The 13,568-nt window shown below is 30.8% G+C and carries 7 protein-coding genes; 6 read left to right on the top strand and 1 reads right to left on the bottom strand.

Annotated elements, in window-relative coordinates:
- Positions 1 to 79: 79 nt before the first annotated feature.
- The gene (locus tag ACQPVP_RS00655; protein WP_430846248.1) at positions 80 to 1,084 is read right to left on the bottom strand and encodes a helix-turn-helix domain-containing protein; all 1,005 of its coding nucleotides are present in this window, start codon (positions 1,082 to 1,084) and stop codon (positions 80 to 82) included.
- A gap of 356 nt (positions 1,085 to 1,440) precedes the next feature.
- Here ACQPVP_RS00655 and ACQPVP_RS00650 point away from each other — a divergent pair, with 356 nt between their 5' ends.
- The 6 genes from ACQPVP_RS00650 (at position 1,441) to ACQPVP_RS00625 (ending at position 13,432) form a co-directional block, all read left to right on the top strand.
- Positions 1,441 to 2,391 carry an iron-hydroxamate ABC transporter substrate-binding protein gene (locus tag ACQPVP_RS00650; RefSeq protein WP_430846246.1) on the top strand — a complete coding sequence of 317 codons (951 nt, stop codon included), beginning with the start codon at positions 1,441 to 1,443 and terminating at the stop codon, positions 2,389 to 2,391.
- The gene (locus ACQPVP_RS00645) at positions 2,378 to 3,370 is read left to right on the top strand and encodes a FecCD family ABC transporter permease (RefSeq protein ID WP_430846244.1); all 993 of its coding nucleotides are present in this window, start codon (positions 2,378 to 2,380) and stop codon (positions 3,368 to 3,370) included. The genes ACQPVP_RS00650 and ACQPVP_RS00645 overlap by 14 nt, the downstream gene beginning before the upstream one ends.
- A complete protein-coding gene (locus tag ACQPVP_RS00640; protein ID WP_430846242.1) occupies positions 3,370 to 4,377 on the top strand; it encodes a FecCD family ABC transporter permease in 1,008 nt (335 codons plus the stop codon). Before ACQPVP_RS00645 ends, ACQPVP_RS00640 begins: the two co-directional genes overlap by 1 nt.
- A gap of 2 nt (positions 4,378 to 4,379) precedes the next feature.
- Positions 4,380 to 5,165, top strand: coding sequence for an ABC transporter ATP-binding protein (locus ACQPVP_RS00635; RefSeq protein ID WP_430846240.1), 786 nt, complete (start codon positions 4,380 to 4,382; stop codon positions 5,163 to 5,165).
- 20 nt (positions 5,166 to 5,185) lie between these two features.
- Positions 5,186 to 6,421 carry an MFS transporter gene (locus ACQPVP_RS00630; protein ID WP_430846238.1) on the top strand — a complete coding sequence of 412 codons (1,236 nt, stop codon included), beginning with the start codon at positions 5,186 to 5,188 and terminating at the stop codon, positions 6,419 to 6,421.
- Positions 6,422 to 6,739: 318 nt separating this feature from the next.
- Positions 6,740 to 13,432, top strand: a complete 6,693-nt coding sequence (locus ACQPVP_RS00625) for an endo-alpha-N-acetylgalactosaminidase family protein (protein ID WP_430846236.1) — start codon at positions 6,740 to 6,742, stop codon at positions 13,430 to 13,432.
- Positions 13,433 to 13,568 lie beyond the last annotated feature (136 nt).

The following is a 13,568-nucleotide window of genomic DNA, read 5'->3' as shown; positions in this document are numbered from 1 at the left end:
AAAAACAGTAAAAATGAGCTAACATTTCGTTAGCTCATTTTTAATTCCTTATTTTGTAAATAGGGTTATTGATTTTTATTTATTCTTTCATTTTTCTGAATGCAAGAGGGGTTTTTCCATGAAGCTTTTTAAACATTTTTATAAAGTTTGCACTATAGTTATAGCCAACCATTTTAGATATTTCATCAATGCTTAAATCAGTAGTAGAAAGTAAATTTTCAGCCATTGTTATTCTAATAGAGGTTGTATATTGATTTATAGACATATGATATTTTGCTGAGAATCCTGCTTTTAATTTTTGTTCATTTAGAAATACCATTTTACTTAAGCTTTTTATAGTAGGTGGATTGCAAGCTTCTTTTGTTAATATATCATAGGCTTTTTGTATTGCATTAGCATCAGAAGCTGTTAAAGTAACACGTCTATCTTTGCCTATTTTAATATCTCCATAGTTTAATTGGTTAGTAAAAGCATTCTCTGGTGATGAATGTACTTCATTTGAAATTAAGGCAATACATTCTAAAATTTTACTTTCTAAATATAGTGGTGTTAGGCTATCAACCTGAGATAGACTTCTTAGATTTTGAATAATAGAAGCTATTTCAAGAGGTAAATAGCGATAGGTATAATTAACAATAAAATTATCAAAGCCTATAGCTTTAGGGAAACTGGGTTTAATTACTTCATCAAAATATTTTTTATAAATAGTTATTTCGGCTCCATGAAAGTGCTGCCCTTTTGTCCAGGATTGTTTTCCTTTTAATCCTTTTTCAACAACAAAAAATGAGGAAGGACTAAAAGAAGAAACAGGATTATTTTCAATTTTAAACTTAGTTTCTCCAGTATAAACAGTTCCAAACCTCATTAACTCTTCCTTATGATCAAAGGCAAGAGAAAAGTTAAGTGGAATAGTATAATCACCAATTCCAAAGTCATAATATCCCTCACGGCTATATTTAATAAAATATCCAAGTTCAGGTCTATCTTCATTTTTATAAATAGTGCAGTTTTCCATTGGATATTCAGAAAAGGTTATTCTCTCTAAAACCATATTTTGAAATTCTTTAGTTGTTTTACAAACCATATTCTATACCTCGCTTTTCATTTGTTTGAATTCTCATTGGCATGTGAAATGATTTTACTAATTTTACGATGACCAAAAAAGATATCTATTTTTTCAGTCAGAAACTCAAATTCAACGAATTAAAAATCCTAAAAGGATTTTTTTCTTAATTATGCATTACCAATTATCAATTATAAAAATGCTCGTATTTGTTATACTATTATTATAATAACATATATTATAGTAAAAAATTATCCTAATAGATGATAAAATTATTAAATTAGTTGCAAAGATTGTAATGAGAATGAATATCATATACAATCAAGAACAGGTAAAAGAGTAGCAAGAAAATTAGCTACATTAATGGAGGTATATTAATGAAGAAAAATTTATTAAAGACATTAGTAGTTTCATGTATGACTTCTATAATGCTTGTAGGATGCGGAGTTAATGGTGGTACAAGTGAAGAGAAGTCATCAGAAGAGAAGATAACAGTTACAGATGTAAGAGGAGATGTTGAAATACCGAAAGATCCTCAAAGAATAGTAGATTTAAGTGGTAATAGTGATATTTTATCAATTTTAGGATACAAAGTAGTAGGAACTGCAAATAGTGATGCTTATGATTACACTAAATTTCCTACATATTTAGAAGATACATTAAGTGGAGCAGAAATATTAGGATATAGCATGCAAGATACTATGGATGTAGAAGCAGTTATGAACTTAAATCCAGATTTAATAGTTATATCAACAGTTCAAGAAAAAATGTACGATCAATTAAGTGAAATAGCTCCAACAGTTATGATTCAATTAGAAGCTTTAGATTGGAAAGAAGATGTTAAAGCTTTTGCAAAGGTATTTAATAAAGAAGATGCAGCTAATAAGTGGTTAGAAAATTATGAAGCAAAGGCTAAAGAAGCTGGTGACAAGATTAAAGCAGAATATGGAGATGATACTACATATCTTTCATTCTTAGCAAGTGGTGGTCAATTCTTCGTATTTGATGGTGCTGGATTTGGTAACGTGTTATATGAAGATATGGGGCTTGCTAAACCATCAGGAATGCCAGCACAAAGCGATATAAGTCTTCCAGTTGTTACATATGAAGGATTAGCATCAATTAATACTGACTATATATTCTTAATTACAACAGATGAAGATTATGCACAACTTCAAAGCAATGCAATTTGGAATAGCCTACCTGCTGTAAAAGAAGGAAAAGTGGTTAAGTTAACAGCATCACCATACTTTAACCAAGGATATAGCCCAATAGGAAGAGAATTATTAGTAGACGAAATAGGTGACATGTTAAATGAAACAAAGTAAGAAACATACAACAATATTTGTAATTTGTAGTTTGTTACTTTTAATAGGAGGACTGGTTCTAGCTGTAAGGCTAGGATCAGTTCATATTGGTTTTTCAGAAATTTGGAATAGCATTTTTAATTACAGCGAAACTTTAGAGCTTATGTTAGTTAGAGATGTACGTATTCCAAGAGCACTTTCTGTATTACTAACAGGAGGTATATTAGGAGTAACAGGAGCAATGATTCAAGGAGTTACAAGAAATCCAATAGCTGAGCCTTCAATATTAGGTGTTAGCCAAGGGGCAACCTTAGTTATAGCAATTTTTTATGCGACAGGAATTACAATAAATACAAGAAATGTAATGATAGCTTCTTTTATAGGAGCACTTATAACTGGAATTATAGTTTTAGGATTTATATCAAAAAAAGCAAATAATAATTCAATTGCAAAAATACTTTTAGCAGGAACAGCTATGAGTACATTTTTTATTTCATTAACTACAATAATAGGATTACTATCAAACCAATCTCAAATGATAGGCTTTTGGGTATCTGGAGGTTTTAGAAATGCAACTTGGTCAGATTTTAAATTAGTATTTATTGTAGGAATTATAGGACTTATAATAGCAATATTATTATCACAAAAGATAAATATATTAAATCTTGGAGACGATGTTGCAATTGGACTTGGAGAAAATCCAGAAAAAATAAGATTTACAACTCTTATGGTTATGATACCAATGTGTGCAGCAGCAGTAGCAGTTGGAAAAAATATAGCCTTTGTTGGACTTATAGTTCCACAAATAGTTAGAAAAATCTTAGGGGAAGATTATAGAAAAAATATACCATGTTCATTTTTACTTGGTGCAGTTCTTTTAACATATGCAGATATTGCAGCAAGGATGTTATTTGATCCTTATGAAACTCCAATTGGAGTATTTACAGCTCTTATTGGAATACCATTTTTCATATCAGTAGCTAGAAAGGAGAGGGGATAATGAAAAAAAAGAAATTTAAAATATCATTAATAATTTTATTAGCCCTATTACTTATCTCCTTTGCAGTTACATTATGCTGGGGTACATATAAAGTTTCAGTTTTAGATGTTATAAACACACTTTTGGGAAATGGAACTAAGCTTCAAAACACAGCAATATTAACTATTAGATTACCAAGACTTTTAGTTGGAGCCTTTGTAGCAATTGCATTATCAACAGCAGGAGCAATCCTTCAAACTATAACTAAAAATGATTTAGCAGATACAGGAATAATAGGAATAAATGCTGGAGCAGCAGTGGCAGCAGTATTATTTATAACTTACCAAACAGGAACATATTATAGTGAACTTGGACAGCTTTCTATCTTTGTATTACCTTTTATGGCAATAGTGGGAGCTGGAGTTTCTTCATTTATAATATATATGCTATCTAGCAGAAAAGGCATAAGACCAAAAAGACTTTTATTAATAGGAATTGGATTAAATGCAGGACTTAATGCTTTTATTACCTTCTTTACTTTTAGAGGTGGGGTTGGTGATTATAACAGAGTTTTAGTTTGGACATCAGGAAGCCTTTGGGGATCGGGATGGAGCTATGCAAAAGTAATAATACCAATAGTAACAGTAATGTTTGCATTAGTTTTATTAAATCATAAAAAATTAGATGTTTTAAATCTTTCAGATGAGCTAGCAATATCCTTAGGTTTAAATATAGAAAAGGAAAGAAAAAAGTTTTTAAGCGTTGCAGTTATATTAGCAGGAACAGCAACAGCTTTTGCAGGAAATATAGGATTCTTAGGACTTATATCTCCACATATTGCAAAAAAATTAGTTGGACCTTATCATAAACATTTTGTTGTAATATCAGCAATAATAAGTGTTATTATAGTTCTTCTTGCAGATGCAGTTTCAAGAAATTTATTTTCTCCAATAGAAATTCCAGTGGGAATAACAGTATCAATATTTGGAGTACCATATTTTATTTATTTAATGATGAAGGAGCAATAATTATGGAAGCTATTAGTGTAAAAAATTTAAGTGTTGCCTACGAAAGCAATACCATAATTGAAGATATGAACTTATCAATACCAAAGGGAAAAATAAGTATAATAATTGGAGCAAATGGATGCGGAAAATCAACTTTACTTAAAACTATAGCTAGAATTAATAAGCCTAAAAGTGGAGATATTCTTATAAATAATAAAAATATAAAAAAGGTAAAAGAAAAAGATATAGCAAGAGAAGTTGCTTTCCTTCCTCAGGGACCAGTTTGTCCAAGTGGACTTACAGTAAGAGAACTTGTTGCCTTTGGAAGATTTCCTCATCAAAAAATCATAGGTGGACTTAATAACCATGATAAAGATATTATTGATTGGTCAATAGAAGAAACAGGACTTTCTGAATTTGCAGATAGAGAAGTAGAAAATTTATCGGGGGGACAAAGACAAAGAGCTTGGATTGCTATGACTTTAGCACAAGAAACGGATATTATAATGCTTGATGAGCCAACAACTTACTTAGATATGTCTTATCAGCTTGAAGTTTTAGAAGTTTTACAAAAATTAAATAGAGAAAAACAAATAACTGTAGTAATAGTTTTACATGAGCTTAATAATGCATGTAGATTTGCAGATAACATAATAGGTCTTAAAAAAGGAAAGATAGTATGTGAGGGAAGACCTATAGATGTTATAAATAAAGAAAATCTAAAAGAAATTTACGGAATAGATGCTAAGCTTCAATTAAGTGAAGATGGTAGTTACCCAATTTGTATGGATTATGAGCTTTTAAGATAATATTTTAAAGGTAGGTAAAAATGAGAAATAAAAATTTTATAATAATAGTAATAGGGCAAATTATATCTTTATTTGGTAATGCCATTCAAAGATTTAGTATGTCACTATATTTATTGGAGTTTACAGGAAGTACAGCAACTTTTGCAAATATACTAGCAATATCAACAATACCATATATTGTATTTGCACCAATAGCTGGAATGCTTTCAGATAATGTTAATAGAAAAAAGATAATGGTTTACTTAGATTTTTTCTGCGCATTAATAATAGGAGGCTATGCCTTTATTCTATATAAAAATATGGATAATACATATATAGTTGGACTTGTTATGTTTATACTATCAATATGTTACACATTATATGGTCCAGCAGTTACAGCTTCAATTCCACAAGTAGTTGAAGAAGATAAGTTAACAAGTGCAAATGGAATTATAAATCAAGTAGGATCTATAGTTAATTTTGCAGGTCCAATAATAGCAGGAATTTTATATGGAATCTTTGGAATAAAAATTATAGTAGTAGTTAATGCAATAAGCTTTTTATTTTCAGCTATAATGGAAATGTTCTTAGATATACCAAATGTAGAAGTAAAGAAATCAAATAATAAGATATTTTCATTTGGGTTTGTTAAGGATTCTTTTATAGATATGAAAAATAGCTTTATCTATTTAAAGAAAGAAAAGAAAATTGTACTTGGAATTATAGCTTCATATGCTTTATGTAATGTTTTCTTAGTTCCAATACTATCAATAGTTGCCCCATATTTTATAAATATATTACTAGGACTACCATCAGAAATATATGGAATAGTAGAAGGAATATGTGTTTTAGGTATGATTTTAGGAGGACTTTGGATAACATTGAAACCAAAGATGTTTTCTATGAAAAAAGTTCACTATACATATTTTCCTATGATTGCAGGGGTTATATTAATGTCTACCCTAACTAGCATTAAAGTAAGCAATTATATATTAGCATCTTTATTTGCTGTAGGTGGTATGGCAATTATGTTATCACTTTCATTATCAAATGTTTTAACATTAACTTTTATACAAAAGGAAGTACCAGTAGATATGCTAGGGCGTGTATCTGCTTTTTCAGTAGCAGTTGCAACAATAAGTGTTGCACCAGGACAGTTATTATTCGGACAAGTAATAGATATGGGAATACCAATAGCAATTATTTTATCTGTAACAGCAGTAATAAATCTTGGACTTATATTATTTGTTAAATGGAATGCAAGAGAAATAAATTAAAATAAATAGAAAATTAATGAAACAGCTCTAACTTAACATAAATACATATGATTTATGTTAAATTAGAGCTATTTTTAATATTAAAAGTAATATAAACTGTAAGTTCTCAAAATAGATAGATAACTTAGCAAGATACTAATATATATTTATTGAAAACTAATATATAATTAAGTTGAACCATATATGTAAAAGAATACATAAATATAATGTATTTTTATAGGTTCTAAAAACATAAGAAAAGGTATAAAGGGCAATAAATAAAAAATATGGAGGTGAAGTATCATAATTCCAAATTTCATAGAAAGGAAAGTGATAGGTATGGTTAATATTCTTAAAAGAAGTAAGAAAAGACTTGGAGCTGCAGCAACAGCTTTAGCTGTATTTTGCACATGTATATTTCCGTCTTTAAGTGTTTTGGCAGCGCCAAAAACAATGGCACATATAAAGGCTGGAAGTGGCAATGGTAATGGACACTTTGGTAGTACAAACCCAGAGTTATTCGTATTATCAGATAAAAAAGATATTACAGATCAGTCAATCAGCTTTCAAATTAAAGTAGGAAGTTCTAAAGCTGATACAAGATTTCGTTTTGTAAACAAATATGTAGACGATACACATTGGTCATATGTGGCATATGATGGAGCATCTGGATGGTTTATAGAATATAAGAATGGGGATAAAACAGGCTATCCATCAATTACAGGTCTGCCAGAAATGAATCAAGATGATATTGTGAATATAAGTACAGAGTACAATGAAAGTGGACTTAAAATAAAAGTAGATAATAAGACAAGTGGTATAAATGGAGAAGCAACAATTAATGCAGCTGATTTTATTAGCTTAAAAACTCAACAAGGAAAAGTTGGATTTGGTGCTGCAACATATGGTACACAGTATACTGATATTTATTTTTCAGATGTAACAGTTGGAAGTGATAAGTACTCAGATTACAATGCTTGGACATTATATAAAGATAATCTTGCAGGTCAAGTATGGGAACCATCAGTAGTAGTTTCAGATAAAGAAGATCCAGAAGAACCATCTGAACAAGGTGAAAAGTGGTTTAAATTAACAGGTGGAGCTAACAATAGTGGTGGACATGCTTATGGAAATGCAGCTACAAAAGCACCAATTTTATTACTTGATAATGATAAGAGGATGGAAGCATCAGGGGAACTATCATTAAAATTAAAACCAAGTAGTAACTGGGGAGTTTTTTATACTTATGTAGACGATAACAACTGGCTATATGTAGGACATGATTCAAGTAGTAAGTGGTATTATCAATATAAGTTAGACGGTAAGGAAGCATACCCAACAATATCAGGTCTTCCAGAACCTGTAGAGGGTCAAGAATTGCAAATGTCTGTATCCTTAAATCGTGAGACATTATCTATAACTGTTAATGGAACTACAGTTAGAGTTACTAATCAATCTTTAATTTCATTTTCAGATAAGACTTCTGGAAAAGGAAGATTTGGAGTAAAGACAAATGGAGCAACTTCGATTTCATTTGCAAATGTAAAATATGGTGAAACAAGCGCAATGGATGATAATTGGGTATTTGCTGCAGAACGTCAAGGTCAAAAATTTGAAGAAATATATACAAAACTTGTACCTGTATCAGGAAGTGTTTCAGATAAAGATGGAAATCCAATTTCTGAAGCAGTTATACGTATAGGAACAAAGTCAGTTAAGAGTGATGAAAATGGAAATTATCAGCTTGATGGCTTGGAAGTTGGAGAGCATAATATGGCTGTTACAAAGGCAGGCTATAAGGCATATTCTAAAGTAGTAAATGTTGAAGAGGAAAACAATGTAGTAGATATTATATTGGAAGAAAAAGAAGAATTAGATTTAACAGAATATGATAGTATTGTATCAGATACAATGAAAGTATATATTGGAAAAACATTCCCAGTAGTTGCTAGATATCAATTACTTAAAGATGGAGTAGAAATTAAAGACCAATATATGCGTGGTAATGAAACTAAACTTAATACTGTAGCAATTAATGGCGTAACAATTGAACCAACAGTTAAAGTTGAAGAAACAGAATCAGATTATAGAATATATTCAATGCATGTTGAAAATACTCAAAACAACATAAATTTAGATATGAAAATAAAAGTAAGTGTAAAAGAAAATGATTTAACATGGGAGGTAACAGAGCTTAATAAGGCAGAAGGTTGTGCTAAGATAGCAACAATTGATGTTCCAGGGTTAAATCTTTTAACAGTAGATGCTGTAGAAGAAGGTGCTAATTTTGCAGGAGCAAAAGCATCTACAACAACAACATCAACTGGAGACGTATTTATTAATTTTGAAAATGGATTTGTTCCATCAAAAACAGATTCTTATTTATACGGATTCCTTACAAATAGTAATTTAAGCGCAGGTCTTTTTAGTAATTCAGAAGCTGAAGGAGATAAACGTGTTGTAATAAACAATGGTGCAGATACAATGAGTCTTACAAGCGCTCCATGGTACTATGAATTAGGAGATAAAAAAGGTCAAGCTGCAGCAGCAAACTACGAAGATTATCCAGTAAGTGATTTACCAATTACAAAAGTTGCTATTGCAGCAGATGAAAATGGAGATGGAGATATTGACTGGAATGATGGCGCACTAGCATTCCGTGATATTATGAATATCCCTTATGAATCAGAAGTAGTTAAGGATATGGTAAATTACCGTATTGTTATGAACTTTGCAAGTATGGCATCTAATCCTTACTTAACAACAGCTGATAATATTAAAAAAGTATATCTTGCAACAGATGGACTTCCACAATCAGTTATGTTAAAAGGATATGGAAATGAAGGTCATGATTCTGCCAATTCAGAATATGCAGATATTGCAGAACGTGAAGGTGGAGTAGAAGATTTCCAAGATTTAATTAAAATTGCACACGACTATAACACAGAAATTGGTATTCACGTTAATGCACAAGAAGCATATCCAGAAGCAGCTTCATTTAATGAAGATATGTTACAAAAACCATTTTCAAATGGATGGGGCTGGCTAGATCAGTCACAAGTAATTGATAAACTTTGGGATTTATCAACTCAAGCAAGATGGAAGAGATTTGTACAATTATATGATCGTATAAATGGAACAGACTTCTATAATAGAGAATGGCCATTAGCAGTAGAAAATTCACTAGGTGAAGTAACTGCAACTAAAGAAGAAATAAAGGCTGATGCTGAAAGTCGTGAAGATAATATGGATTTCATTTATCTTGATGTATGGTATCAAGATGCATGGGAAACAAGAAATATTGCAAAAGAAATTAATTCTCTTGGTTGGAGATTCTCAACAGAATTTAGTGCACAAGGAGAGTATGACTCCACATGGCAACACTGGTCAACAGATGCAGTTTATGGTGGTGCAACTTCAAAGGGTTATAACAGCGATATTATTCGTTTCATTAGAAATGATCAAAGAGACTCTCAAGTTTTAAATTATCCTGCATTTGGAGGAACAGCAGATAATCCATTACTTGGAGGTTACAGACTTTATGGATTTGAAGGATGGGGTGGAGATAAAGATTTTAATAACTATATATTGCAAACATTTAATCAAAATCTACCTACTAAATTCTTACAACATTACTATGTAACAGATTGGGAAAACTATGAAGAAGGACAATCACCTGTAGGAAATCATGAAAAACAAATTACATTAAAAAATGATGTAGGAGATACAGTTATTGTAACAAGAAATGAAGAACAAAGAAGTGACGATAATATTGAACGTACAATAACTTTAAATGGTAAAGCAGTATTAGATGATGTTACCTATTTATTACCATGGACAGATGAAGATGGAACAGAAAAATTATACCATTGGAATTTAGATGGGGGAACAACAACATGGGAACTTCCAGAAGGATGGGAAGGCCTTGGAAATGTTGTAATGTATGAACTATCTGACCAAGGACGTATAAATGAAGTAAGTGTTCCTGTAACTAATGGATCTGTAACTTTAGAAGCTAAAGCAGCAACAGCATACGTATTATCAAAAGGTTCTGAAGTTAAAGAACTAAAAAATGATTTTGGAGAATATGATTATGTAGTAGACCCAGGCTTTAATGGGTATGCAGCAGGAGAAAAATTATCTTCAGATGAATGGTCAGGAGATATTAATAATGAATCAGTTGTAATAGAAAAGGCAAATACAGGAGATCAAAGACTAACATTTAATAGTCCTTCAGAAGATGTATCTGTAACTACAACTATTACAGGTTTAAAGAAAAATACAAATTATGTAGCAGAAGTATATGTAGAAAATAATAGCGATGCAAAGGCAAGTATAGAAGTAAATACAGGAAGCAAAACAGTTTCTAACTATACTGAACGTTCTATTTTAAACAACTATGTACAATCTGACCAAAAGAATGGAAGTAAAATGCAACGTATGCAAATTTCATTTACAGCTGAAAATGAAACAGCAGAATTAACTTTATCTAGAGCAGCTGGAGAAGGATCTACTTATATGGATGATATCCGTATTGTAGAAAAGACATTAAATAACTTTAAGGAAAATGGAACATTTAAGCAGGATTTTGAAACAGTAGTACAAGGATTATATCCATTTGTATTAAGTTCTGCACAAGGAATTTCAGATCCTGTAACACATTTATCACAATTAAATGAGCCATATACACAAGCAGGATGGAATGGAAGAGTAATTGATGATGTAATAGAAGGAAATTGGTCATTAAAGCATCACGGTGCAAATAATGGAATAATTTATCAAACACTTCCACAAAATTTCCATTTTGAAGCAGGAAAAGTATATAATGTAGAATTTGATTATCAATCAGGACCAGATAAAGCATATGCTATGGTTATTGGAGAAGGAACAAATTATACAGCTCCTACAGAAGAACAATATCTTGCAGCAGCTCGTGGAGAAACAAACCATGTAAAGATGCAAGTAATTGGTAGTGGAAGCGGACAAACTTGGATTGGTCTTTATGAAAATGGAAGTAAAGCAGGAAGCGGTTCTATGGGACAAACAGATTTTACTTTAGACAATCTTGTAATCACAGAAGATAAAGATGCTGTTGCAGCTACAATATCAAGTACAAATCTTTATAAGGGAGAAACTGCTACAATATATGGAAGTGGTTTAGATAAAATTGAGTGGAAATCAAGTGATGAAGAAGTAGCAGTTGTAGATAAAGATGCAAATGTTATAAAAGCATTAAAAGCAGGAAATGCAACTATTACAGCAACACTTCCAGATGGAAAAGAAGTTGTATTTGAAATGAAAATTGTGGATGATGTTGTAATAGATATTCCAAGAGAAGAATTGAGCAGCATAAGTTCTAGTGCGAATACAGAAGAAGCAACAGGAGAAGGAGCAGGAAGTGGAGTAGCTTCTGCAGCCACAGATGGAAATTCATCTACTTATTGGCATTCAAAATGGAATGGCACAGGATTTACTGTAAGTCAAGCTAATCCAGCAATATTAACTGTGGATCTAGGAAAAGAAATGGAATTTGGAGGATTTAAATTCCAACAAAGACCAAGTGCAAACAATGGTATTGTACAACAATTCAAATATGAAATTTTAGATTCAGAAGGAAATATTTTAGAAACATCAGATTCTATTACTGTTTCAGATGCAGAGATGCAAGGAGGAGCATGGATAACTGCTAAGTTTAATCAAGTGCTTACTGCAAAAACAATTAAAATTTATGTAGAAAAAGGTAAAGGAAATTTTGCAGCAATAGCAGAAGTTGCACCAATTATGCTACACAAGGTTGCAGATACTGTAAGCTTAGAAGATGTAACAATGAATATAGGTGATAAAGCTACATTAACTCCAAAGCATCCAGAAAATACTGTTTTAAAAGGTATAGTATGGAGTTCTTCTGATGAAAATGTAGTAAAAGTAGATCAAAATGGTGTTCTAACAGCAATAAACTTAGGAACTGCTAAGATTAAAATAACAAATGCAGCAGGTCTAACAGCAGAAGCTACAGTAACTGTTGGAAATAAGGCTTTAGATTATACAGAATTAGAAAAAGCTATTACAAACTCAGAAAAGGTTGATTTAACTAAGTATGAGGATGGAGCAGAAAAAGACGTATTTGTAAAAGCATTAGAAGATGCAAAAGCATTAATAAATAATGCAGCTTCACAAGATGAAATAAATAATGCAGTTAAAACTCTTACAGAGGCACAAGCAGCATTAAAATTACTAGATGTAGAAGAAGTTGACAAAAGCGAATTAGAAATTGTAATTGCAGAATACGAAAAGCTAGACTTAGATAAATACAAAGATGGAGCTGAAAAAGATGCATTTATAAATGCATTGAAAGCAGCAAAAGATGCATATAATAATGGAGTAACACAATCAGAAATAGATAATGCTCTATTAGCATTAAAGACAGCTAAAGATAATTTAGTAGAATCACCAGAACAAGAAAACATTGATAGAAGTGAATTAGGAATTCTTATTGCAGAATATGAAAAGCTAGACTTAGATAAATACAAAGATGGAGCTGAAAAAGATACATTTATAAGTGCATTAAAGGCAGCAAAAGATGCATATAATAATGGAGCAACACAATCAGAAATAGATAATGCTCTATCAGCATTAAAGACAGCTAAAGGTAATTTAGTAGAAGTAGAAACAGAAAAACCAGAAGCTTCTAAGGTAGATAAATCTAAGTTAGAAAAATTCTATAAAGAAAGCTTAGCATATTATAAAGAAGCAAATCATTCAAAAGAAAACTGGGAAAAATATCAATCAGCATTAAAAACAGCAGATAAAGTTATTAAGGATAAAAATGCAACACAACAAGAAGTAGATAAAGCTTTAAAAGATCTTGTTAATGTTACAAAATTATTGAATAAGGAGCTTGGAAATCCTTCAGATGTTCCAAAGTTACCTGCAACAGGTTCAAGAGTATCTAGCACAATAATATTAGTTTTAGCAACAGGAGTAGTTGTTGTTGGTGGAGCTATGTTATTTAGAAAAAAAAGACATGCTTAATTTAAATTAAGAGTATTTTAAATCCATGCATTAAGTTAAAATTAGTGCATGGATTTATTTTTTATAGATGAAATAAATACTAAAAATAGTAACAAAAGAGTTAAAAATTCATTTTAAAATTAATTACTTTAGGGTA

Origin of the sequence: Clostridium nigeriense (assembly GCF_050585265.1) — a bacterium.
Classification (GTDB): domain Bacteria; phylum Bacillota; class Clostridia; order Clostridiales; family Clostridiaceae; genus Clostridium; species Clostridium nigeriense_B.
The sequence above is the reverse complement of the archived record's forward strand: the minus strand, read 5'-3'. Positions and strand labels throughout refer to the sequence as shown.